Annotated in this window: 21 protein-coding genes; 6 read left to right on the top strand and 15 right to left on the bottom strand. The window is 64.0% G+C overall.

The window, feature by feature from the left end:
* The first annotated feature begins 4 nt into the window (after positions 1-4).
* Genes MA07_RS15800 through MA07_RS15790 form a run of 3 tightly spaced genes read left to right on the top strand, consistent with a single transcriptional unit; the run spans position 5 to position 2,711 of the window.
* Positions 5-718, top strand: a complete 714-nt coding sequence (locus MA07_RS15800; RefSeq protein ID WP_036352855.1) for a methyltransferase domain-containing protein — start codon at positions 5-7, stop codon at positions 716-718.
* Complete coding sequence (locus MA07_RS15795; protein ID WP_036352853.1) at positions 715-1,869, top strand: NAD(P)-binding protein; 1,155 nt, start codon at positions 715-717, stop codon at positions 1,867-1,869. The genes MA07_RS15800 and MA07_RS15795 overlap by 4 nt, the downstream gene beginning before the upstream one ends.
* Entirely contained in the window at positions 1,866-2,711 is an 846-nt protein-coding gene (locus MA07_RS15790) for a class I SAM-dependent methyltransferase (RefSeq protein ID WP_036352850.1), read from the top strand. Before MA07_RS15795 ends, MA07_RS15790 begins: the two co-directional genes overlap by 4 nt.
* Before the next feature lie 17 nt (positions 2,712-2,728).
* On the opposite strand, the gene MA07_RS15785 is transcribed toward MA07_RS15790, so the two are convergent.
* On the bottom strand, positions 2,729-3,259 hold the full coding sequence (locus tag MA07_RS15785; RefSeq protein WP_244445264.1) for an ankyrin repeat domain-containing protein: 531 nt from the start codon (positions 3,257-3,259) through the stop codon (positions 2,729-2,731).
* Between the two features lie 10 nt (positions 3,260-3,269).
* Entirely contained in the window at positions 3,270-4,214 is a 945-nt protein-coding gene (locus tag MA07_RS15780) for a nucleoside hydrolase (protein ID WP_036352847.1), read from the bottom strand.
* 80 nt (positions 4,215-4,294) lie between these two features.
* Here MA07_RS15780 and MA07_RS15775 point away from each other — a divergent pair, with 80 nt between their 5' ends.
* Positions 4,295-6,169, top strand: a complete 1,875-nt coding sequence (locus MA07_RS15775) for an adenine deaminase C-terminal domain-containing protein (RefSeq protein ID WP_036352844.1) — start codon at positions 4,295-4,297, stop codon at positions 6,167-6,169.
* Positions 6,170-6,172: 3 nt separating this feature from the next.
* Here MA07_RS15775 and MA07_RS15770 read toward each other — a convergent pair whose 3' ends face one another.
* The 6 genes from MA07_RS15770 to MA07_RS15745 all read right to left on the bottom strand — a co-directional run bounded on the left by MA07_RS15770 (position 6,173) and on the right by MA07_RS15745 (position 12,100).
* Positions 6,173-7,498: an amidohydrolase gene (locus MA07_RS15770; RefSeq protein WP_036352842.1), complete on the bottom strand. Its 1,326-nt coding sequence runs from the start codon at positions 7,496-7,498 to the stop codon at positions 6,173-6,175.
* Positions 7,498-8,565, bottom strand: a complete 1,068-nt coding sequence (locus MA07_RS15765) for an ABC transporter ATP-binding protein (protein ID WP_036352839.1) — start codon at positions 8,563-8,565, stop codon at positions 7,498-7,500. The genes MA07_RS15770 and MA07_RS15765 overlap by 1 nt, the downstream gene beginning before the upstream one ends.
* Positions 8,566-8,571: 6 nt before the next feature.
* The gene (locus MA07_RS15760; RefSeq protein WP_036352836.1) at positions 8,572-9,363 is read right to left on the bottom strand and encodes an ABC transporter permease; all 792 of its coding nucleotides are present in this window, start codon (positions 9,361-9,363) and stop codon (positions 8,572-8,574) included.
* The gene (locus MA07_RS15755) at positions 9,360-10,208 is read right to left on the bottom strand and encodes an ABC transporter permease (protein WP_036352833.1); all 849 of its coding nucleotides are present in this window, start codon (positions 10,206-10,208) and stop codon (positions 9,360-9,362) included. The genes MA07_RS15760 and MA07_RS15755 overlap by 4 nt, the downstream gene beginning before the upstream one ends.
* Positions 10,209-10,218: 10 nt before the next feature.
* Positions 10,219-11,259 (bottom strand): ABC transporter substrate-binding protein, encoded by a 1,041-nt coding sequence (locus MA07_RS15750; protein WP_036352828.1) that lies wholly within the window; start codon positions 11,257-11,259, stop codon positions 10,219-10,221.
* A 136-nt stretch (positions 11,260-11,395) separates the two neighbouring features.
* On the bottom strand, positions 11,396-12,100 hold the full coding sequence (locus tag MA07_RS15745; RefSeq protein WP_036352827.1) for a phosphoribosyltransferase: 705 nt from the start codon (positions 12,098-12,100) through the stop codon (positions 11,396-11,398).
* 99 nt (positions 12,101-12,199) lie between these two features.
* Here MA07_RS15745 and MA07_RS15740 point away from each other — a divergent pair, with 99 nt between their 5' ends.
* Positions 12,200-13,369: a M20 aminoacylase family protein gene (locus MA07_RS15740; protein WP_036352825.1), complete on the top strand. Its 1,170-nt coding sequence runs from the start codon at positions 12,200-12,202 to the stop codon at positions 13,367-13,369.
* Here MA07_RS15740 and MA07_RS27880 read toward each other — a convergent pair.
* Complete coding sequence (locus MA07_RS27880) at positions 13,366-15,807, bottom strand: helicase-related protein (protein ID WP_052003216.1); 2,442 nt, start codon at positions 15,805-15,807, stop codon at positions 13,366-13,368. The genes MA07_RS15740 and MA07_RS27880 overlap by 4 nt on opposite strands.
* A gap of 293 nt (positions 15,808-16,100) precedes the next feature.
* On the bottom strand, positions 16,101-18,134 hold the full coding sequence (locus MA07_RS15730) for a prolyl oligopeptidase family serine peptidase (protein ID WP_036352822.1): 2,034 nt from the start codon (positions 18,132-18,134) through the stop codon (positions 16,101-16,103).
* A gap of 155 nt (positions 18,135-18,289) precedes the next feature.
* Here MA07_RS15730 and MA07_RS15725 point away from each other — a divergent pair, with 155 nt between their 5' ends.
* On the top strand, positions 18,290-18,667 hold the full coding sequence (locus MA07_RS15725) for a hypothetical protein (RefSeq protein ID WP_036352819.1): 378 nt from the start codon (positions 18,290-18,292) through the stop codon (positions 18,665-18,667).
* A gap of 14 nt (positions 18,668-18,681) precedes the next feature.
* On the opposite strand, the gene MA07_RS15720 is transcribed toward MA07_RS15725, so the two are convergent.
* From MA07_RS15720 to MA07_RS15695, 5 genes are all read right to left on the bottom strand, one after another.
* Positions 18,682-19,455 carry a DUF2243 domain-containing protein gene (locus MA07_RS15720; RefSeq protein WP_036352917.1) on the bottom strand — a complete coding sequence of 258 codons (774 nt, stop codon included), beginning with the start codon at positions 19,453-19,455 and terminating at the stop codon, positions 18,682-18,684.
* 497 nt (positions 19,456-19,952) lie between these two features.
* A complete protein-coding gene (locus tag MA07_RS15710; protein ID WP_052003215.1) occupies positions 19,953-21,050 on the bottom strand; it encodes a spore photoproduct lyase family protein in 1,098 nt (365 codons plus the stop codon).
* A gap of 94 nt (positions 21,051-21,144) precedes the next feature.
* Positions 21,145-21,894: an SDR family NAD(P)-dependent oxidoreductase gene (locus MA07_RS15705; protein WP_036352813.1), complete on the bottom strand. Its 750-nt coding sequence runs from the start codon at positions 21,892-21,894 to the stop codon at positions 21,145-21,147.
* Positions 21,895-22,006: 112 nt separating this feature from the next.
* The gene (locus MA07_RS15700) at positions 22,007-23,242 is read right to left on the bottom strand and encodes an FAD-binding oxidoreductase (RefSeq protein ID WP_036352810.1); all 1,236 of its coding nucleotides are present in this window, start codon (positions 23,240-23,242) and stop codon (positions 22,007-22,009) included.
* A gap of 27 nt (positions 23,243-23,269) precedes the next feature.
* Entirely contained in the window at positions 23,270-24,286 is a 1,017-nt protein-coding gene (locus tag MA07_RS15695) for a 4-hydroxyproline epimerase (RefSeq protein WP_036347006.1), read from the bottom strand.
* Between the last annotated feature and the right edge of the window lie 3 nt (positions 24,287-24,289).

Below are 24,289 nucleotides of genomic sequence, written 5' to 3'. Positions count from 1 at the left end.
CGCCATGGGCCGGAGCTTCGCCGAGCGCAGCCACGAGACGGAGCTGATGGACACCGAGGCCGTCAGCGTCGAGGACTACCGGGCCTGCCTCAAGGACCTCGCCACGGTCAATGCGTTGACTCTGACCCACCGCCCAATCCTGGCCTGGCTCGATCGCGCTACCCGTCGCCTGGCACCGAATGAACGCGTGACGGTTCTCGATGTCGGCTACGGCTATGGCGATCTCCTGCGCAAGATCCATGCCTGGAGCGGGCGTAAGGGCCGTGCCGTCGATCTGGTGGGGGTCGACCTCAATCCCATGAGCGAACCCATTGCCCAAGCCGCCACCCCTTCCGGGGTTCCCATCGAGTACCGGACAGGCGATGTCTTCGACTACAAGCCCGAACGGCCCATCGATTTCGTCATCAGCTCCCAGACGACGCATCATATGTCGAATGAAGAGCTGGCGACCTTCATCCGCTGGATGGAGCAGATCACGGCACGCGGGTGGTACATTGCCGACCTGCACCGCCATCCCGTCCCGTTCCACGTCTTCGGCACCCTCGCGCGCGTCGCCCGCTGGCATCGCTTCGTACAGCACGACGGACCTGTCTCCATCGCCCGCAGCTTCCGGAAGGCGGATTGGGACAGCGTCCTGAAGGCGGCGGGGCTGGAGCCCAAAGCGGCGGAGATCCGCTGGCATGTCCCGTTCCGCCTCTGCGTGAGCCGGCTCAAATGAGCGGCCACCGTTCCGAAGAGGTCGTGATCGTAGGCGGAGGACTCGCTGGCGCCTCGACCGCCTGCGTTCTTGGTAGGAAAGGACGGTCGCCGCTTCTCCTGGAGCGAGACTCCGGGCCTCGGCACAAGGTTTGCGGCGAGTTCCTCAGCATCGAGGCTCAGACGTATCTCGCCCGGCTCAGCATCGATCTCGACGCCTTGGGTGCGAGCCGGATTTCGCGCTTGCGGTTGTATCATCGTGAGATGCAGACCGAAGTCGATTTACCCTTCCTGGCGCGTGGCCTCTCCCGAAAGGTTCTGGATGAGGCGCTGCTGGAAAAGGCCATATCGCATGGTGTTCGGGTGATGCGTGGAGTGACCGCGCGATCCATCACCGCCGAGGAAAACGCTAATTGGATTGATGCGGGTCCATTTGGCAACGTTCGAGCGGAGACGCTCTTCCTGGCCAGCGGCAAGCATGATCTCAGGGGCGTCAAGCGTTCGGCATCGGGATCCATCAACGATCTCATCGGCTTCAAGATGCATTACCGGCTCTCGACGCAGCAGCGAGCCGCCCTTGATGGCGCTATCGAGGTCATCCTGTTCAGCGAAGGTTATGCGGGTCTGCAGCTGATCGAGGACGGCGTTGCCAATCTTTGTCTGGTCGTAAGCCAGGAGCGTTTTGAGCAGGCTGGCAAGAACTGGAGCAGCCTCATCGAGCGGATCACTCGCGAATGTCCGCTCCTGGCAGATCGGCTGCGGGATGCGCAGGCGATCTTCGACAAGCCCTTATCGATCTTCCAAATCCCTTATGGCTTCGTTCATGACCCAACCTTGGTCGAGCCCCAGGGCCTCTTCCGCCTCGGGGATCAGATGGGCGTGATCCCCTCCTTCACCGGTGAGGGCATGTCGATGGCCCTGCACAGCGGGCATCTCGCCGCCTCGATGTTTCTTCGCCATGGCTGCACCAGCGCCGATTTTCATCGGAAGATGGCATCCGACATCCAGCGACAGGTTCGGCTCGCCTTTCTGCTCAACAAGGCTGCGCGCTTCGGACCCGGTCAGGCAGCCCTCTTTCACCTCTGCCAGACATGGCCTTCTCTCATGCGGCAGGTTGCAGCCTTCACCCGAATCCGGGAGGGCTCAATGCAGAGCGCGCTGGTTCTCCCATGATCGTGCCGCGGGAGATTCAGACAACGGACGCCGTGGCGGAGCACTACGACGAACTCGACCCGTTCTATCGCGAGATCTGGGGTGAGCATGTCCATCACGGTCTCTGGACAAGCGGCCGGGAGGCCCCTGACGAGGCGGTCGAAGCCCTTGTCGCCCATCTGGCCGATACACTGGATCTCCGACCGGGCCAGCATGTCTGCGATGTCGGCTGCGGCTATGGTGCGACGGCCGAGTGGCTCGCGCGCCACTACGATGTTCGCGTGACCGGCGTCACGGTCTCGTCCGCGCAGCTTCGGCAGGCGCGGACACGCAGCACCGCGTCGCCCCTGCTGCACTTCATCCGGCAAGACTGGCTCGAGAACACCTTCGCGGACGAGACCTTCGACCATGTGATCGCCATCGAGAGTTCTGAGCACATGTCGGACAAGCAGCGGTTTTTCGACGAGGTGTTTCGCACCCTGCGCCCCGGTGGGCGGTTAGCCATTTATGCCTGGCTTGCTCGTGACGGCGCCCGCCGGTGGGAGGAGCGCTACCTGCTGGAGCCGATCTGCCGCGAGGGGCGTTTGCCTAGCATGGGCAGTGAAGCGGAGTATCGCGCATGGGCCAGCAATGCAGGCCTCGTGGTCGACGGCTTTGAAGATCTCAGCGCCAGGGTGAGACGTACGTGGGCGCTCTGCACGAGGCGGGTTGCGACAAAACTTCTAACCCATTCCCGATATCGACGTTACCTGCTGGACGCCCGCGCCAAGAACCGGATCTTCGCCCTGAGCGTTCCTCGCATCTGGATCGCTTATCTCACCGGCTCGATGCGCTATGGTCTCCTAAGGGCGCACAAGCCCTGATAGCTCCCGGAAGTTCTCTACGACTGTGCCGAACGAGCGAGCAATTCCGCCGTGTCGTATGCACCCATTGCGCTCGCCAGGGCTTCAGCGGTGAGCCCGCCGGCATCACGCGCCTGAGGATCCGCACCGCGAGAAAGCAACATCTCGACGATCTCGACCCGGTTGAACATGGCTGCGACCATGAGCGGGGTCTTGCCACCGTCACCCCGGCCGTTCACGTCAGCGCCGCCGTCGAGAAGGCTCTCCACCGATGCCATGTCGCCCTTGAAGGCTGCTCCGGCGAGAGGCGTCTGGCCGCGATCATTGGCGAGTTCCGGGTCAGCCCCATGCTCGAGCAGAAGCCGAACGGCCTCAGCATGACCGTGATAGCTCGCCAGCATCAGAAGCGAGTCGCCCTTCTCGTTGCGCAGGTTCGGCGGCAATCCCATGCGGAGAAGGTCGCCCAGCTCCTGCACCTGCCCCGCCCTTGCATGCTGGAAGACACGCTGCGCGAAGGCGATGGTCTCCTCGTCCAGCTCCGGAGCTGGTTTCGGCATCTCGTCCGTCATCGCGGTTTCCCTATCCAATGGATGCACTTGTCGAGCCGGCGCTGAGGCATCGAGCGAGAAGATGGAGCGCTCCGGAGCCGTCGACACCCAGGGCCACCTGCACAGGGCTTCCTTCTGGATCGATCGCAAGCGCTCCAGCCGCGTCAGAACCTCCTGTGTCAACGCAAAGCCGAAGCTCCTCGATCCGGAAAAGCTCGGGCGCGAGGGCGTACAACATCACGCAGGGATCATGGAGCGGACGGCTCTCCCGGTTCGTCGCAGCCTCGAAATAGGATTCGATGAGGCTGGCTACCATGGAGGCCATGGGCTTTTCGCTCGCAGCAAGCGTCTCGACGAAGTCACGGGTAGCGCGTACGCGGCGGGTGACGTCGAGGGGAATGAGCACGAGGGGCAGGCCGGATTCGACGACAACCGCGGCCGCCTCTGGATCGGCCCACAGGTTGAACTCGGAGCACGGTCCGACGTTGCCGTGCTCGTGAATCGCGCCGCCCATGGCGATGATCCTGCCGATACGCCTTGCAGCCTCGGGCTGCTCAAGAACCAGACGGGCCAGATTCGTCAGCGGTCCGAGAGCGAGTACGTCGACAGTGCCCGCCGGCTCACCGAGCAGGAAGTCCGCCAGCCACTCCACGGCGTGCTGGCTCTCAGGGAGCCGTGCGGGGTCAGGCAAGGCGACACCGCCGATGCCGTCTTCACCATGCAGGTTCAGCGGCTCGGGTCCCACCCGCGACAGCGGCGCGGCTGCTCCCTGAAACACCGGAATGTCTCCCCGGCCGGCAAAGGCAAGAAGGCGGCCGGCATTGCGCGTCGTGGTTTCGAGGCCGATGTTGCCCGCCACGGTCATGATCCCGGCGATGGTGAAGTCAGGCGAAGCGAGTGCCATGAGAATGCCGATAGCATCGTCGATGCCGGGATCGGTGTCGATGACGGTCAGGCGGGGTTTTGCGGGGGTCATGATCGGGGTAGAAACCTTCCAGGTCCGTGTGGTGTCTTATCCGACAGCGGACCGCTTTTGACCATAGCCGCAGGTGCGCCGTGACCCATTCCGCTTCGCTTCCCGACGACCTTCTGGTGAATGCTGCGGATGAAGTGGCAATCCGTCAGGATCTCATGCTGGTCGCACTTGGCAAGCGTCCGGCGGATCTGCTCCTGCGCGTCGGACGGCTGCTCGATGTCCACACCCGCACGTGGCTCGATGATCAGGAGATCGCAATCCGCGGTCGGCGCATCGCCTGGACCGGACCCGCGGGTACGTTCCCGGGAACCGCCGTCGCGCAGGAGGACCGCTCGAACCTCGCCGCCGTTCCCGGCTTCGGCGAGGTGCACAAGCACATCGAAAGCTCCCACATCACACCCGAATACGAGGCAGCGTTGGTCCTCCCGCGTGGCAATACCTGGACCTGCGAGGCAAGCCACGAGTTCTCGAACGTGGATGGTCCGCACAATCTGGAATTCTGGCTGACCGCGCGCCGGCATGGCTCGCCTATGAAGATCTTCCCGCTCCCGGGATCGGCCGTGCCGCCCACGGCCTATGAATGGGGTGGCGGCTATTACGGCTACGACGAGCAGGCGGAGTTCCTGAAGCAGAGCCTGATGGTGGCCGGCCTCGACGAGGTGATGGACTGGCCTGCGGTCTGGAACCCTGAGAACCCGTCCCACAAGCGGCTGTGGGGCATGATCCAGGCTACATTCGAGAAGCGCGGCGTCGTCGAAGGCCATGGCGCCGGCCTGCGGGACCTCGACTCCATCAACGCCTTCGCGGCGGCAGGCCTCGCGTCGGATCATGAAGGTTGGACCGCCGAGGAGGTGTGGGACAAGCTGCGCCACGGTATCTTCATCGAGATTAGGCCGCATTCCATGCCGGAGATCATTCAGGGCCTGCTTGAACGCGGCCTCTCGGACTGGTCCCAAGTCGCCTTCGCCACCGATGATCGCAGCGCTTCCGACACCCTGAAAATAGGAGCAACGGACTACAACGTGCGCCTTGCCATCCAGTCCGGTCTCTCGCCGGAGGTCGCAATCCAGTGCGTCACCATCAACCCGGCGCGTCACATGCGGCTCACGCCCTGGGTCGGCAGCATTGCGCCGGGCCGCTTCGCCGACCTCGTGCTGCTCGACGATGTGGAAACCCTCTCCATTGCCGAGGTGTGGGCCGATGGCCGCCAAGCCTCCCGGGGTACGGATTATCTCGGTCCCCTGCCCGCCATCGACTGGCCCGAATGGGCGTCAAAGACGGTCAATATCCGGCGCAGGATCGAGCCGTCGGATTTCGCCATAGCGGCCGAGCCCGGCCGTGCCATGATGAAGGCGGCGCTACTGCGGCCCTTCCATTGGCATGACGAGTTCATCACGATGGAATTGCCTGTCGTAAACGGCGAAGTCCACCGAGACCTATCCCGAAACGTCACCAAGTTCGCCATCGTCGACCGCTTCTCAGGCGAGGCGAAAATCTCGCGCATGTTCTGGCTCGGCTGTGGACCGAAGACGCCCGACACGGCTGTCGGCTGCACGGTCGCGCACGACAAACACAATCTCTGGATTGTCGGATCATCTGACGATGCCATGGCGATGGTGGCCAATCGCGTGGCGGAGATCGGCGGCGGCTGGGTTCTCGTCAGCGGCGGCAAGGTACTGGCCGAGATGCGCTACGAGATCGGCGGGCTAATGACCCAGCGTCCGGCGGAGGAACTCGATGGCGACATGCAGCAGCTTTACGCACAGGCCGAAACCATCGAGTGGCTCTACGAGCCGACCTTCTCACCCCGGTGGTATCCGGGTTTCCCCGAGCGGCTGCAATTCGCGACGCTGACCTGCGCGCCATGGCGCTGGGTCCTGGTCGCGCCCTGCGAAGCCGCGCCTCAGGGCTTCGTGAATGTGGCGACCGGGCAAACGCACCCGGTCGTCTGGTGAGGCTCAACCGGCAGCATCGATCCGGGCCATCTCGGCCTTGAACGCTGTCGCGATCTGGCCGGCATCGCGCAGGATTTTCTTGCGCTCCAGGCTTTCCACATTTCGGTCGCGCATCACCCACCGGCCGCCGACCATTACGTCCTGCACGTCCACCGGCATGGCGGAGAACACGAGCGTCGCGTAGATGTCGTAGACCGGCTGCAGGCGCGGCGCGGAGAGGTCGATCCGGATGAGGTCCGCCTGCTTGCCGGGCTCGAGCGATCCGATGCGGTTGTCGAGGCCAAGCACCTGCGCGCCTTCCAGCGTCGCCATACGGATTACCTGGGCGGCCGGCATGGGCTTGCGGCTGTGGCCGAGCAGCTTCTGGAACATGGAGACCGGTCCGAACTGGCTGAACAGGTCCAGCGTGTTGCCGCTCATCGGACCATCGGTAGCGATGCCGACCTTGATGCCGGCCGCCCGCATGGCCTCGATGGGCGCGATGCCGCGTCCGGCCTTGGCGTTGGAGCGTGCGTTGTGGGCGACACGCACATCCGATTTCGCCATGCGCTCGATCTCGAACGGATCGACGTGCAGGCAATGGGCGGCGATCAAGCCAGGAAGCAGCAGGCCTGCCTTCTCGACCACCGCGACGGGCCGCAATCCATGGTTCTTGCGGCACCATTCCATCTCGCTGTCCATTTCGGCGAGATGGAGCTGCACCGGGACATCGCGATGCGCCTCGGCCCAGTGAGCGACGCGGGTCATCACCGCGATATCGGTCGAGTAAGGCGCGTGAGGGGCGATGGAGGGGGTAATCCGGTCGTGACCCGAAAACTCGGATACGAGTTCCTCGACCAGGGCAAAGCCCTCATCGATGGTCTTGTGATCCGGCGGGTCGAATGTCGCCAGCGTCTGGCCGACGACGCCGCGCAAGCCGGCCTGATCGAGAGCCCGCCCGACCTCGGCCTCGTAATAATACATGTCGGCGATGGTGGTGACGCCGGCTTCAATCGATTCGAGCGCCCCCAGGAGCGTGCCTACGCGCACCATCTCGGGCGTCACGAACTTGCGCTCCATCGGCAGCACATAGCGGAACAGCCGGTCGTCCACGTCCTCACCGAGCCCACGGAACAGGGTCATCGCCAGATGGGCATGGGGGTTGACCATGCCGGGCATGACCACGTCGCCGTCGACATCGACGATCTCGGCGCCTTCCATCTGCGGCGGTTCGCCGGAACCAAGGGCCTGGATCGTGCTGCCCTCGATGTGGATCCACCCGTTCTCAATAACGCTCATGCTCCCGTCGATGGGGAGCAGGCAGGCATTCCTGATGAGGATCGATGCCATCACCGGGCCCCCTCGTTGGCCAGAATGGTGCACTGCTCCGGCATGGGCACGAGCTTCGAGCTGGTGCCGGCCTCAAGCGGTGTCGTGAGGCTGCCGTTGGCGACGAGGTGACCGGCCGGAGTCTCGCACTGATACTGGTAGGCGCGCCCCAGATAGGTTCGCAGGCCCAACTGGGCAGGGAGGCCTTCTGCGGCGGGATCGGTCGACACCACCAACCCGTCAGGCCGCGTCGCCAACAGGAAGGTGTCGGGAATCGCGCCATAGGCAGCTTGCGACAGCCTGAGAGTCATCCCGGCTGTGTCCGCCGTGACCACGTCGCCGTCGCGTGCAACGACCTTGAACGGGATGATGTTCTCGAAGCCGACAAAGCGGGCCACGAAGGTGTTGGCGGGACGCCGATAAAGCACTTCCGGCCGGTCGAACTGCATGAGCCGTCCGGCATTCATGATGGCGACGCGGTCAGAGATCGAGAAGGCCTCCTCCTGGTCGTGGGTGACATAGACCGAGGTGGTGCCGTTCGACCGCTGCAGCTGGCGGATCTCCACGCGCATGTCGACCCGGAGCTTGGCATCGAGATTCGAGAGCGGCTCGTCGAACATCAGCAGTGGCGGCTCGATGACTAGCGCCCGTGCCAGGGCAACGCGCTGCTTCTGTCCGCCCGAGAGCGCACCGGGCGCACGATCAGCTAAGGCCGCCAACCCGACACGCTCCAGCATGGCCATCGCCCGCTTGCGGCGCTCCGCCGACCCGACGCCGCGCTGCTTGAGCCCGAAGGCAACATTGTCGAGCACGGAGAGATGCGGGAACAGGGCGTAGTTCTGGAAGACGAGGCCGATATCCCGCTTATGGGTTGGCAGTCGCGTCAGGTCGCGGCCTCCGAGCTGGATCGATCCGGTGGTTGGCGTGAGGAAGCCCGCAATCAGGCGCAGGGTCGTGGTCTTGCCGCAGCCGCTGGCACCGAGAAGCGAGACGAGTTCACCGGCCTGGACCGAGAGCGAGAGGTCTTCGAGGACCTTGGTCGTCCCGTAATGGGCGGAGACTGCGTGGAGATCGAGGGGCTGTGTCACGGAAAACTACTTCGCAAGAAAGGTGAGGCCGAGGGTTCGCTCCACCACGGCCATGACGGCCACGGTGAGGAACATCAGGAGCACGGAAACGGACGCCACGGTGGGATCGAAGAACTGTTCCACGTGGGCGAGGATCTGGATCGGCAGGGTGCTGATCCCCGGCCCCGTCAGGAAGAGCGACACCGACACGTCGTTGAGCGAGGTGATGAACGCGAGGATGAAGGCTGCGATCACTCCAGCCCTCACATTCGGCAGCACGATGGTGAAGAAGGTCTTGGCCGGCGCGCTGCCCAGGCTGATCGCCGCCTCCTCGATGGAGAAGTCGAAGGAGGCGAGGCTCGCGCTGATCACGCGAACCACGTAGGGCAGCACGATAAGCGTGTGGCCGATGAGGAGAGACAGGAAGATGGGCGCACCAGTGCCGACCGTGAACGACTTGAGCAAGGCGAAGCCAAACACGATCTCGGGCACGAGGATCGGCAGAACGAACAATGTCCCGAGCCATTTCGGCAGTTCGATCCGGAAGCGGTTGAGCGCATAGGCTGCCGGAATGCCGATCAGGAGCGCGATAAGCGTCCCCATGAGGGCGATCTGGAGGCTTGTCACGATGGTTCGCCGGAAGGCGCTGATCTCGAAGATGTTCTCGAACCAGCGCAGGGACAGCCCCTGCGGCGGGAAGGTGAGATACGTCGTGTCACTGAGCGCCGCGCCGACTACAATGACCAGCGGCAGCATCAGAAACAGGTAGACCAGCGCGGCGACGCCGATGAGGATGGGATGAGGTCTATCGGGCATCACGTAGCCATGGGATTGATGCGGCGGGCGATATGGCTCATCGCGAGGACGATGGTGATGGTGATCACCGTCATGATGGCCGCGATGGTCGACGCGCCGACCCAGTCGAAGGACACCATGGCGCGCTGGTGAAGCAGTGTCGCGAGCACTGTCTGGCGTTCGCCGCCGAGCAGCTGCGGAGTGGCATAGGCCGTGAAACTGCCTGTAAAGACCAGCACGGCGCCGACGATCAAGCCCGGAACGGCCAGGGGCAGGAGCACCTGCCAGAAGGTGGCAAGCGGCGAGGCGCCGAGAGACGAGGAAGCCTGCAGAACATCCCTGGGGATATTCTCCAGCACACCGACGAGAGAGAGAACCATCAGCGGCACGAAGAGATAGACCATGCCGACAATGACGGCTCCTTGCGTATAGAGCATCTCGAGCGGCTCGCTGGTGATGCCGAGCGCCAGCAGGGTCTGGTTCAGGATGCCGTTCCGGCCCAGGATGATGAGCCAAGCGAAGGCACGAACCACGACGCCGGTCAGAAGCGGAAACACGGCCGCCACGATGAGCAGGCTCTTCAGCTTCCCCGGCGCGCGGGAGACCACATAGGCGGTCATGAAGCCGAAGATCAGGGAGATGATCGTCGTGATGGCTGCGATCTGCAGCGTCCGAAACAGGACGGTCGTGCGGAAGCCGCTGTTGAAATAGGAAATGTAGGGAGCAAAGACCCCGCGCGGATCTATGAAGGTGCCGGCGATCACGGCTCCAATGGGTATGAGCAGGAAGCCGATGACGGCGAGTGTGGCGGGCGCGGAGAGCGCCCACCCGGTTGCGCCGTTGCGGCGCCAGAAACGTCTTGCGGTCATGATGGCTGGATTACTTCCCGAAGACCTCGCTCCAGGCATCGATCCAGTCGTTCTTGGCCGCATTGAGCTTTTCATAATCGAGGCGCTTGAGCGACGAGATCATCTGAGGCCCATAGGTCCAGCGGGCTGCCTCCTCGGGCTTCAGCTGCACGGCAGTCGCGACGGGAGCATCCACGCCTCGCTCGGCCAGCGTCTGCTGAATCTTGGGATCGAGGATGAAGTTGATGAACTGGTGTGCGAGGTCCGGGTTCGCCGCGCCCTTGGCGATGTTCACCGTGTTCAGGGTGGCGTAGTCACCGTCCTTCAACTCGGCCCAGCGCACGGTCGGCACGGCCGCCTGGATCTGGGCCAGGGTGAAGTCCTGCGCCATGGCAACCGACACCTCGCCGGTGGAGAACAGGTTCACGAGCTCGGAACCAGTGTTGTAGTTCTTCACCACGTTGGGCTTCAGCTGCTCGATGGCCTTGAAGGCGGCTTTCTCGTCCTTGTAGGGGTCGACGCCAGCCTTGTTGGCTGCAACCAGAACGGTCATCGGACCGGCCGTGGTGGTGATACCCGGCAGAGAGACACGGCGCTTGAGATCCTCACGCCACAGATCATTCCAGGAGGTGATCGGCGGGTTGACCTTGGCGCTGTCATAAATGATGCCGACGCGGCCGATGGTGTAGGCCGGGCCAAACTGGCCCTGAGGTGCGCGGGCCAGCTCATAGATGCCGTTCAGGTTGGGAAGCTTGGAGCGGTCGACCGGCTGGAACAGGCCTTCCTGGATGCCGATCTGGGAGTAGCTGTCGGTGAGATAGACCACGTCGACGCCGCTGCCGCCGCGGATCTTGATCTTGTTCAGGCGGTCGGCGTTGTTGCCGGTCTCGAACACCAGCTCGCAGCCGCATTGCGCACGGAATGGCTTGAGAACGATCTCTTCCAGCTTGTCGCCATTAAAGCCCCACCAGGAGATCGTGAGGGTCTTGTTCTGAGCCATAGCCGGAGCTGAAGACAGCGCCGTCAGAAGAAAGGCCGTGCTTACAAGCGGTTTGTACCAACGCCCTACCATCTCCGGATCTCCTAGGTTTCGATGTTTCGCTGCGACGGGGCCGTTACCCGGTCGAGGTGCCATAGGCATTAACACAATCATGGCCATGGAAAAGCCCTGCCCACCACGGACATTGCCCACGTTACAGACATTCTGCTCAAAAAGCTCGCAAATCAAAAAGAGGCGCCCAGCCACCGGCGGATGTCCGCTTGAGCCGTGGCGTGCGCAGCACGCCGACGACCCGTCCCGGCCATTCGGGGCTGATGGTCGCGAGCTTGTCGCGCCAGAAATCCGTCTGGAGCATCGCCGCACCGATGGCGACGGGCCTGATCCCGCATGAGGCGAGGAGCTCCAGAGCAGCGGCGATGGAACGTCCGCTGCTGATCACATCGTCCACCAGCAGGACACGCCTGTCCTCGATCAAGGGCAACATGCGTGGGTCGAGATAGAGCCGCTTCACCTGCTCTGGGCTGGTGATGGACGTCATCGGCACCGATAGATCCTCGCGATACCAGAACTTGCGGGAGGTCCCGAGGGGAACATAGCGGCTGTGCCCCAGCTTCCTGGCCGTGCCGCTCGCCAGGGTGAGCCCCAATGTCGGAAGCCCGACCACGACCTCCGGAGCGAAGGCGCGGACCTTCTCGGCAAGGCTGGCGCAGAGCGCATCCTCCACGGCAAAACTGGCCTGGTTGATGATGAGCGATGCCAGAGCGTGCTCCCCATCCGCCAGCTCCCGGATCGGCAGACGCAGCTGGCGTCCATCCTCGAACTCTGCCGGATAGAAGAAGCGATGTCCCTCTGTCGGCTGCCGTTCGAAGGTCGACGGCAGGTGGATTTCCTGCCAGAAATCGTGGGGCTGCATCGCTCGCTCCTGTCGGTCAGCCGTGCGAAGGATGATTGTGGGCTGTCCTCTGCCGGGTTATCGAACGATTCGAGCCGGCATATCCAGGACGACAGCACAATGCCCCTTCAGGACCTCATCCAGGCGGACCTATCATTCCTGCGCAGCCTTCGCCAAGATCTTCATGCCCACCCGGAGCTGGGTTTCGAGGAGGAGCGGACGAGCGGGATTGTCGCTTCCCTCCTGGAAGAGGCCGGCCTTCAGGTACATCGGGGACTGGGCAGGACAGGTGTCGTCGGCACCCTGCAGATCGACAACGGCACGCGCACTATCGGCCTTCGTGCCGACATGGACGCACTGGCCATGCCGGAGCAGGCGGAGCGTCCGTACAAGTCGAAATTTTCCGGCAAGATGCATGCCTGCGGTCATGACGGGCACACCACGCTTCTGCTGGGAGCAGCTCGCTACCTGGCCAAGACCCGCAACCTCTCCGGTACAGTCCATTTCATCTTCCAGCCGGCTGAGGAAGGCCGGGGCGGCGCGAAGAAGATGGTGGAAGATGGGCTCTTCGACCTCTTTTCCTGCGATGCTGTCTACGGTCTGCACAACATGCCGGGACTGGCCGTGAACGAGATGGCCGTCACCCCTGGCCCGCAGCTTGCCTCGTCGGACAGTTGGTTCGTGACCTTCAAGGGCGTCGGTACTCATGGCGCCAAGCCCCATCTCGGCAAGGATCCGATTACGGCGAGCGGCCACTTCCTCTCCGCCTTGCAGACCATCGTGGGGCGCGTGGTCAACCCGTTGCAGCCTGCGGTGGTGAGCGCCTGCTCCGTACAGGCCGGGGACCCACGGGCTCTCAACGTTATCCCGGATGTGGTCGAGATCGGCGGCACGGCGCGGGCCTATTCCGCCGAAATACGCAACCAGCTTGAAGTGGAAATCGGGCGTCTCGCCCGAGGCATTGCGGCCATGTTCGACATCGACGTATCGTACGAGTTTCGCAGGCGTATCCCACCGGTGATCAACCATGCCGATGCCACGGCCCGCGCCCTCAAGGCCGCGCAGGTCGTCTGCGGATCCAAGGTCGTGACGAACTTCGAGCCCTCGACCGCGGGAGACGACTTCGCGTTCTTCGGTGAGGCCGCGCCAGGCGCCTATGTGTGGCTCGGAAACGGCCCTGCCGTCGACGGGGCGCTTCACCACAACACGGCCTACGACTTCAACGACGATGCCATCCCGACGGGTGTCGCCTTTTGGGTCGCGCTCGTCGAGCAGGAGCTTGCAGCCTAGCGCCTCCTGGCGCGGTGCTGCTCCAGTTCGCCTGTATCGGCCTCGGATCGGCGGCGCCGGTTCTTTCTTTGCTTCTGAGGGGCCTTGCCTCTGTCCCGCCGCGCCTTGTCCTCGGGCTTCCGACGATGCGAAACGGACGTCGAGACAAGCTTCTCCTCGATCTTGGCGTTGAGGCTTGCGCGCAGATCGACGACGGCCTCCACCTCCTCGAAGACATCCGGATAGCGCTGGGCGAGCCAGAGCCAGGAGGTGGCGATCTTCACCCGGGCCTCCAGCTTCAGGAGATCCGTGTTGACGCCGAAATCGGGCGCCTGCACACGCCCGTCGCGGGCATGCTGCCGGGCCCAGTCGACAAGCAGTTCAACGGCCAGCTGCTCGCGTCCATCGACCGGGGCCATGGAGTAGGACAACCGATGGAGGATCGGCATGTCCACGGTATCGAGAAGCGTTGCCAGCGCGATCATCTCGTCCATGTCGGCCATGCGCAGATCCGGGTGGCCCGCGACAAGCGTGTCGTTCAGATGTTGCAGCACGCGGCCGAGCCGATCCGTCTGCAGCACCTCGCTTGCCGACAGCACGGTCTCCTGGTTCGGGCGGACATAGGCCTTGCCCCGCAGCTTGCCGGCATCGCCGGTCAGCGCATTGCCGATGATCTTCTCCACCTGCGCGTAGCCGCCGACCTCCGGCAGAGCCGTCACGAGGCCTTCGTCGTGGTGGCCGAAGCGCCCTGCCCGGCCGGCAATCTGCTTGATCTCCATGGCCGTGAGCTGGCGATCGCGGATGCCGTCAAACTTCCGCAAGGTGGAGAACACGACCCGCCGGAGCGGCCCGATGTTCAGGCCCATGCCGATGGCGTCGGTCGCGACCAGTATCTCGGCCTCGCCATTGCGGAAGCGCGCAGCCTCGGCCCGGCGAACCTCGGGACCCAGCGCGCCATAGACGGTCGCCACCGTGCGCCCGGACTGGACGAGGCGCGTGCGCAGGTCGTGCACATCCCGGCGGGTGAAGGCCACCACCGCATCGCCGCGAGTCAGTTTGGCGAGGTTGGCCGGAACGCCTTCCACGCGCAGCCTGCCCTTGCGCTTGAGGATCTTCACCTCCAGCGGCTCGCCGGTCATGGCAAGCAGGTGCTCGACGAGAGGGATCGCCTCCGGCGCTCCCGTCAGCACCACGAGCTTTGCGGGGGCGCCGACCATCGCCTGGGTCCAGGCCCAGCCGCGGCTCGGATCCCCCAGCATCTGCACCTCGTCGATGACGCAGACATCGACCACACGATGCAGATCGAGCGTCTCGATGGTCCGGGCGATGTGCGTCGCGCCTTCCGGCAGCACCCGCTCCTCGCCTGTCACCATGCCGGCTGGAAGCCCCTCCTCGCTCATGCGCTCGAAATGCTCGAGCGCCAGGAGCCGCAGAGGTGAAAGGATTTCGGCGGTCTCGGCTTCGCGCGCGAGCTTCAGCGCTTCATAGGTTTTGCCCGAGTTGGTCGGCCCGGCGAGGAACAGGAAGCGGCGGTCGAGGGAACGGGCGACCGGGAAGATCGCCGCGTAGCGCTCATAGCCGGACGCCTCGCGGATCTGGGCTTCGCGCAGGTGCCGGAGCCTCCGGGCTGCGGCCTTCGAGCGATAGTCGTCGAGCTTCTGGCGCAGTTTGCGCGCAGCACCGGCAGGACCGCCCTTGTCGGAGGCATGGACCCGGTCGAGCTTGTCGAGAGCGGCACGAATGCCGCTTAGGATCGCCTGCCGCTCGTCCGCATCCTCGAAGGCGTCGAGGTAGGTCTCCAGCTCGTCGCGCCAGCCAGCCAGCTCCTGCTCGCAGACCTCGAAGGTGGCGTCGCGCAGCTCGATCAGCCGGGCTTCCAGTGTCTCGGAAGCAGCCGCAAGCTCGGCACGCTCGACGCGAGCCGGCGCGAGCGTCACCGCGGCGACCTCCACCGGTTCTGCGAAAGCAAACTCGATGGCGATCTCGATCGGCTCACTGTCCGGCAGAACCTGCATGGGCTGGCTGAACACGGCACGGTAGCCGGCGAAAACGCGCTCGGGCTTCCAGCGTCCGCTCTCGATCCGCCGGATGTCCTCCGCGACGTATATGCCCGTGTTCCTGCGAACAGGAGCCAGGATGCTTTGACGCCGCCGATGCGCCGCATCGTCGTGAGGTTGGTCGGCAGACCTGTCCCCCTCTTTTCGACGCGCAGGGGCACGGAGTTCCAAGCCGCTCTCGTCGCCATGCTCCCGCCACGCAGGAACCTCGGCGGCGAGCGGGGCCACGACCTCGGGGTCGAACATCGGTTCCTCAACGTTGCGCCCGCGTCTTTGGACTGTACGGCGCTCCGCCACCGGGATCAGCCCAGCGTCGATCCAACGCTCGCATTCGGCTTGGCTGGCGAGCAGGATCCCCGGCAGGTGGTTGAGGCTGACAAGGTTCTTTGATTTCTTGGACATTCAGATTTCCGAAAGGCGGCTCCCGCCTCGTTCATGGACAGCCTGTCGTCGCAGCTTGCGCCGCGTGTCCGGGTAAACTCCAGAAGGCTGCAGATGTTTTCGAGTGTCGCTGTGAAGCGATGACGACCCCGCTGCTCCGGCCATGCTCTTGGAGTCGTTGCAGGGGTTAAGATATTGAGGTGCCGCGCCTTTCCTATGTGATCACTGCAGAGTGCAATATCAAGGGAGCCGCTGGCTATGGGCGGCTCCCCTCCGCAAAGCCTTATCCCCTGCCGAATAGAGCCTGTTCCGGCTCATGCGGTACCGTCGCCCTTCAACGTCCTTCGCAGGAAGGAAAGGCCCAACGCGGAGAGGAAAGCCGCCTGCTCCTTGTTGGCGGCGCCATGGCCGCCGTCGTCGGGCTCGTAGAAGAAGACCGGTTGCTCCATGGCCTCCAGCTTGGCCGCCATCTTGCGGGCATGGCCGGGGTGAACTCGGTCATCCCGCCGGGACGTCACGAGCAGCACGGGGGGATAGGCGCGGCCCTGCTCCAGATTCTGGTAGGCGGAAAATCCCGCCATGTAGGACCAATCTTCAGGCCTGTCCGGATCGCCATATTCCGCCACCCAGCTCGGCCCCGCCAACAGGCGCGTATAGCGCTGCATGTCGAGGAGCGGTACGGTGCACCAGACCGCCCCGAAGCGCTCCGGATACCGGGTGAGCATGTTGCCCACGAGCAGACCGCCATTGGACCCGCCATAGGCCGCAAGCTGCTCCGGTGTCGTCACTCCCCGTTTGGCGAGATCCTGAGCGACGGCGGCGAAATCGTCGTGGGACAGGCGCTTGCCCTCGCGCATGCCGGCCTTGTGCCAGGCGGCTCCGAACTCGCCGCCGCCACGGATGTTGGCCACCACCCAGACATTGCCCCGCTCCAGCCAAGTCTTGCCGATGCCGCCGAGATAACCCGGCGTCATCGACACCGAGAACCCGCCATAGCCGTAGAGCACCGTCGGGCGCGGCCCATTCTGATCCTTCGGTCCAATCTGGTAATAAGGAATCCGCTCTCCATCCACCGACACGGCCTCGTGGCGCGTCACCTCCAGGCCGGAGGCGTCAAAGGCGGCGGGTGCTTCCTTCAGCACCTCGATCCGCCGGTCTTCCGTCACCAGGGCAAGCTTCGTCGGCTCGACAAAGCTCGAGATCATCAGGAGAAACTCGTCGGTGCGCTCGAGCTGGCTCGCATCCAGCGACATGGCGTGGACGGAGGCCGTGTCGGGTAGCCCCTCCAGTTGCTCCAGGCTCCATGATGAGCCCGGTGCGGCGAGCCAGATCTGGCTGGAAAGGTTGTCGAGAACCGTGAGCACCAGCCGAGACCTGGTCCACCAGAACCCGGAGAGAACGCGCCGTGGACCCGGTTCGAACAGCACCTCGAACCGGCGGGCTCCTTCAAGGAAGCGCGAGAAGCTGATCGCCAGGAGCGCATCGGCCGGATAGGTGCGGCCCGGCAAGGCCCAGTCGCTTTTCAGCTTCACGACGAGCCAATCCTTCTCCACGTCGAAACGGGCATCGAGCGGCAGATCGATCAGCAGGGGTTCGCCATCCTCGCGTGCGAGATAGCTGAGCCCCTCCTCGAAGGTGATCTGCCGCCGGTAGAAGGTGCGCTCGTATCCGGGCTCCTGATCCACCGAGGCCGAGATGTAGATGTCGCTGGCCTCGCCCTCGAAGAGCACAGGAGCCTGCATGAAATCCGAGCCGCGCCGCCACAGGCGCACAGTTCGCGGATAGCCGGAAGCGGTGGCGGCGTTCGCCCCCAGGGTGGTCGAGACAAGGAGCGTGTCCGCGTCGAGCCAGGCTCCTCCGCCTTTGGCCTCCTCCAGGGCGAACCCGCCCTCGACAAACCTTTTCTCGACGAGATCGAACTCCCGCACCACCACGGCATCGGCGCCGCCCCGGGACAAGCTCACCAGGCCGTAGCGCTGTTCCGGCTGAAGCGTTCCGCAGCCCTTCCAGACCCAGTCCTCCCCCTCGGCACTGGCCAGGGCGTCGATATCGAGCACCGTCTCCCACGTAGGCTCCGTCTGGCGGTAGTCCTCCATGGTGGTGCGCCGCCACAGGCCGCGCACGTGGGAAGCGTCCTGCCAGAAGTTGTAGAGCTGCCCCCGCCGCCGGGTGATGAACGGGATGTTGTCGGGCCGGGTCGAGATCTCGTAGAGCGCCTTCTTGTCGGCCTCGAATGCGGGATCGCACAGGGCCTCCTTGGTGGTTTCGTTATGGGTCCGCACCCAGGTCAACGCCTCCTGGCCCTCCACATCTTCCAGCCAGAGATAGGGATCCGTACGTTCCTGCATCTGTTCGACCTTGGTGTGGAGTTCGCCCGGGGGCGATGGGAGCGGAGGACAATCGGAAACAGAGATTATTGGTCAACTCGAGCCTTCGACAACATCTTGGTGGAGAACCGATCGGATCACCATCCGTTGAAGGTCAAACCATTCAGAAAGGGGCCATGATGGATCCGTTCGTTTCAGCGCTGGAGGAACTCGCAGAAGCCCTGCTCGCGGGCGAGGACGCGGAAGGAGCCCTGCAGGATATCGCCCAGGAGCACGAACTTCCGGCTCCGGCCCTGCGCAACCGTGCCCTCCGGGCATTCGGACCGCTGGAGACCTATAAGCAGCGGCAGGCGGAGATGAAGAAGGAGCGCGACCAGACTGCGCGCCGCCGCGACCCGGTTTTTGCCGGCGCGTCGTTTCTGGCTGCGGTCGCCAGTCTAAACCCCCGGCTCAGCATTGAAGACAGGCGTGCGGAGATCGAACGACTCGCGGCCGAGTACGACGTCGATCCCGCCGCACACAAGGAGGCCATCGACCGGCTGCGCAGGCGCTGAAACGCGGCGGAAAGTCAGGTTCGCAGGTAGTTGAGGCAGCCTGCGGGAAGTCCGGCTCCGGTCACGAGAATCGCGCCGTGCCGAAACAGCCCCCACGCCGATTGCCCATCGGCCATCCTGACCACCGCGAGTTCCCCGGTCACATCCGTCCAGACCAGCTGCGCATCGACTGCTGCGAGCGATCTGACGACGCGGTCCTGTCCGGTGCCCGGGGCGAACAGCACCGTGGTGAATTCGCTGCCCCGCAGAGGCCACACTCCCAAAGCGCCTGCCCCGATCACTAGGAGAGCCGCCAATGTGCGAGCCTGTACCGCCGGTCTGCCGATCTGAGACTCGCCGTCTCTCGGCCCGCCCATGATCCATCCGAGGATCACCGGCACAAGACCGAAGAGACCCAGCCAGAGGAGATCCCAGAAGATCGGGCTGCTGCTGTCCATCCGGATGCGGTGGATCCCGAGCAGCCAATGCGACAGGGCCGCATCCACGATGTGCCAAGCACCGAAGCCGATCAGGATCCCTGCGAACAGCAATCGGCCTGACATCCCTCCGGGCGTGCGCCGCGGCGCCCACAGCTTCCAGAGCCCGACGGCGGCGATTATGTACATCAGAGCGTGGAAGTATCCATCCGCAGCGACCTGAAATCGGATGTCATCCCCGTTGATGGCACTCAGGAGATGGTGCCACTGCAGGATCTGGTGCAGCAGAATGCCATCGAAAAAGCCGCCAAGGGCAAAGCCGAGGACATAGCCTGGCCATGGGTGATAGCGTCGGGATGCAGTGGTAGCCACGATGCGCCCTGGGTTCGTGAGGATTTCCAATTCTCTCAACAGTCGGCGTTGATCTGAGGTTTCACAGGTTACTCTGCGTTAACGAATATCGCGCCTATGTCGGGTTCCTGACAGACGAACCAATGCGGCCTCAGGTACGATTCGAATCAACAATACATCGAACGAACTGCAGGGGGCACAAGCATGGCCATCCGAGCGCCGATCGTCTTCCTCAGCAGGGGGAACGACGTCTGCTTTTCGGACCATGAGGTGCTAGATGAAGAGCAGGAAAAGAAAGCCCTTCGCAGCCAACGCGCGCCGGTCTGCAAAGCTTGAGCGGGAGCTCAGGATCATCGAGGCACAGATTGCCCGTCTGGAAAAGGACGCCGGCCTGAAGCTTGCTGCGCAGGACCATTTTGTGCTTTGGAGACGCCCCAGCCTCTTTGCGCCCTGGCCGCTCGGAGTTCAGCACTGAGGAAGTCTGCTATGGCCAGCGTGTTCCGTGCTGGTCGCGGTTATCAGGTCCAGTACAGGATTCGAGCGGACGGGAGAATGCTTCCGGTCGCACTCTCGAAGAACCTGCGCATCTCCTTCATGATCTCTGAGGTGTAGACATACTTGATCGAGTTGAACTTGGTCATCTTCCGGGCTCGTGTCTCCTCGTCCATGTCGAGGTCCGATCCCGGATACCACCCGTTCAGGACGGTCTTGGATCCTGGCGTGAACCGGTGGGTGATGAGCTCCACCGACAGGTCGAGATCCGGCACATCCCGCATTGCGGCAGCGGCATCCTGGAGCAGGGCACCATAGGCCTCACGCCAGTCCTCGACCGGCATGATCGGCGCAATCGTCAGGCCTACCCGATAGCCGGCCAGGGCTGCCGATCGCATCGCGTTCAGCCGCGCCGCGACGGATGCAGTGCCGCCCTCGAAGCGCGCTGCGGGCTTGGCATTGACCGAAAAGCGGATCCGGGTGCGACGGCCGTGCGCAATGCCGAGCAGAGGCTGCACTGCATCAAACTTCGTGGTGAAGCGAAGCTGCACGGGAGCTTGCCATGACCCGAAATGTGCGATTATTGCCGCTAGCGAGCCGGTGAGGTGCTCGATCCCCAAAGGATCGGTGTAGCAGGATGCCTCGAATGTAGTGCCCTCATGCATCCGGTCGGTGGAGCGGGAGGTCACCGCACCCTTGCCGACATAATCCGCCAGGCTGTCGAGGATCTCGGGAAGATTGGCGTAAACCCTCGTCACCGGAGGGCCGGAGAGCGAGCCTGCCAGGTAGCAGTACTGGCAATGGGCCGGGCAGCCTTCTGCCAGATCGACCCGCCAGTCCGCGCTCGGCGGGATTGGCTGCAGACGGCGCTTGCCGGGAGGCGCCACCACAACGGCGAGCGTGGTTTTGGCATTGACATAGCTCTGCCGATCATTATCGCCGCCCAGACCCGCGAGCCGATTGCTTTTCAGCTCGACGATCTCGGACCCCAGCGAGGCTGCCCGCTCAAGGATGGCACGACCATGCTCCCACTCCAGCGCAGCCGGCGTCACAAGCACGCGCCGTGGCCGCCAGAGCTTTGGCGTAGCCTCCCTCTTCCCATCCAGGGCCAGTCCGGGATCCATTGGGGCGCCTCCTTCAGCGAGGGAACGCCGACCGTGAACGTGAGGTCCTTCGCGGGCAATCTGCCACAGCTTCAGGTCTGCTCGGAGGCTAATCTCAGAACGGAATGTGCTGTCCATCCCAGGCGAAGAACCCGCCGCTGTCCGCAGCCGTGAGGCCATTCAGAACCGTGAGCAGCCGCTCGGCCGCATAAGCAGGGGTGAAAAGCTTTCCGCTTTCGACCCCGGTCCGGAAAGGTTGACTCAAAGCCGTGTCGACGGTGCCGGGATGGAGGGCGACACAAATCGCGTCGGGCTTCTGGCGCCGGAGTTCTACCGCCAGAGTCCGCATGAGCTGATTGAGGGCAGCCTTCGAGGCACGATAGCCGTACCATCCGCCGAGCCGATTGTCCTCGATGCTGCCCACACGGGCCGAGATCACGGCGAAGATGCTCTTCCCGCTCCTGGGGAGCAAAGGGAGCATGTGCTTGGCGACCAGCGCGGGGCCGATGGAATTGACGCGAAAGCTCCTGGCCAGGAGTTCCGGATCGAGGCTCCGAAAAGTTTTCTCCGGCTGATGGTCCGCCGCGTGGAGCAACCCGGTCGCCACAAGAACAAGACGCAAAGGCGCCCCATCCCTGAGCCCCTCAGCCGCCGTGGCGATGCCGGCCTCGTGCTCGATATCGACGACGCCTGTTCGCGCGCCTTGATGCTCGCTACCGAAGCCGCTTCGCGACAGGGCATGGACAGCCTCGAAACCCTCATTCGCCAGCAACTCCGTGACGGCCCTTCCGATCCCTCCCGAGGCGCCGATGACAGCGGCTCGCGAAGGCCGCTCAAGACTGGCCAGCAAGTTCACGGAAGACATTAGCAACCCGATAGGAGTGACGCTCGATTATGCGCGGCCTTTCTCGTTCAGCAAAAGACCTTTCATCCTGATTCGGGCTGAAGCTCCAGAACTTGTGAGCAAGGCAGCCGGATCAGAAGCGCTGGGCGGAGAACGGGCTCCCATCGACCGGGCCGGATTGACCCTCAAGCATTCCCGCCACCATCTGGGCCGTGATCGCAGCCTGCGTGAGGCCATAATGACCGTGGCCGAAGGCATAAATCACGCGCCGGTCCCGCCCGGCAGGCCCGATCACCGGGAGCGAGTCTGGAATCGAAGGCCGAAATCCCATCCATTGCTTGGCAGCCGGCTCGGACTGGAGATGAGGCAGGAAGCGCGTCAGACGCTGCACCATGGCATCGGTCCGGCTGTGGTTGGGCGGCGCCTCAAGTCCGGCGAACTCGACCGCGCCACCAACCCGGTCGCCCGTATCGAGAGGCGTCGTGACGAAGCCCTCGCCTTCGAACATGATGGGCCGACCAATACCGAACGTGCCCTTCGGATACGTCGCATTGTAGCCTCTCTCAGTATCGAGCGGGATTCGGTCGCCAAGTTGAGCGGCTAAGGCGCGCGACCAGATGCCGGCCGCGATCACAATGTGGTCGGCGGCAACTGCCGGGCCGGATCCATCCGTGTGCACGTGAATGGCCCCGTCCTGCATCTTGATTCTGGAGGCATGCGCCGCCACAAGCACCACACCGCGCTCCAGAGCCAGACGCAGAAGGTCAGCGGCCAGAACAGCCGGATCGGACACATGGCAAGCGTCCGGATAAAGCACGGCGGCTTCGACGTTGCGGAGCGCAGGCTCCAGTTCTGCGAGTTCTTCAGGGCGCAGAGCTTTTGCCTCGATCCCGAAACTGCGCTGATGTTCGATGATGTCCTGCGACCGCAGGAAGTCGCCCTGATGCCTCCACACGGAGAGGATGCCGTTCTCCCTGAGGTGGCCATTCAGATCGAGAGACGACAGAAGGCTCTTCCAGGCTGGCAGCGACTCCGCATTGATCGAGCGGATCGCCCCGATGCTGGCCTTGATGCGTGAGGGCGACGAGGCCATCAGGAAACGCGCCAACCAGGGCGCCAGATGCGGCAGGTAGCCTGGCCGGATGGTCAGTGGCCCGAGCGGGTCCATCAGCCAGCGCGGCAGGTTCCGCCACGCCTTCGGCGAGGCGAGCGGCATCACGTCGGTATGGGCGATCCAGCCCGCATTGCCATCCGTCGGGCGCCCCTGCTTGGCCCCCGGCTCGATCAGAACCACCTCATGGCCCCTGTCGAGCAAGGCGTGCGCGGTGGCAAGCCCCACGACGCCGGCTCCTATGATCGCAACCCGCATGGTTTGCCCCTGAAACAGGCTTCAGGCCTAGCGGCTCTGGTCGACGACCTGGAAGCCGTTGGCGAAGGGATCCCGGTCGTCGATGAAGATGGTGTTGAACCCGGTCACCCTGGCCCAGCCTTCGATGGACGGGATGATCGCGTCCCGGTCGCCGACCGTGGTACGGCCTTCGATGCGCCCGGTGAAGGTCGAGCCGATGATGCTCTCGTGAACGAAGGCATCGCCCTCGTTCAGGGCGCCGCGGGCAGCGAGATGCGCCATACGGGCGGAGGTGCCCGTGCCGCAGGGCGAGCGGTCGATGGCCTTGTCGCCATAGAACACCGCGTTGCGTGCCGTGCTGCCCGGATTCTGGGCTTTCCCGGTCCAGAGAACGTGCGTCAAACGGTCGATGGCCGGGTTTTCGGGGTGCGCGATCTGGTAGCGTGCATTGAACGCCTCGCGCAGCTTCGGGCTCCAGCGCAGGATGTCGGACGGATTGACGTCTGCAACATCCGAAAAGAGCGTCTGCGGCTCCACGATGGCATAGAAGTTGCCGCCATAGGCAACGTCGACCGTGAGGTGGCCAAGCCCCTCGACCTCGACCTCATAGCCGGTGCCATAGAGGAACGACGGAATGTTGGTGATGCGCACCCGCTCCACGAAGGGACCGTTCTGCTCGTAGCGTGCCTCAACGACGCCTGCCGGCGTATCGAGCCGCAGCAGTCCCGGTGTCTTCGGGTGAATGAGGCCGTTCTCAAGCGCGATGGTCACGGTGCCGATGGTGCCGTGACCGCACATGGGAAGGCAGCCCGAGGTCTCTATGAACAGGATTCCCACGTCGCAATCCGGCCGCGTCGGCGGGTAGAGGATCGAGCCCGACATCATATCGTGGCCGCGGGGCTCGAACATCAGGCCGGTCCGGATCCAGTCGTATTCCGCCAGGAAGTGCTGGCGTCGGTCGAACATCGTGTCCCCTTTGAGCTGGGGAATGCTGCCGCCGCCGACCACGCGGACCGGGTTGCCGCAGGTATGACCGTCGATGCAGAAGAAGGTGTGGCGCGCCATGGC

Source organism: Microvirga sp. BSC39 (assembly GCF_000739015.1).
Classification (GTDB): domain Bacteria; phylum Pseudomonadota; class Alphaproteobacteria; order Rhizobiales; family Beijerinckiaceae; genus Microvirga.
This window is presented reverse-complemented; position numbering and strand designations above follow the sequence as displayed.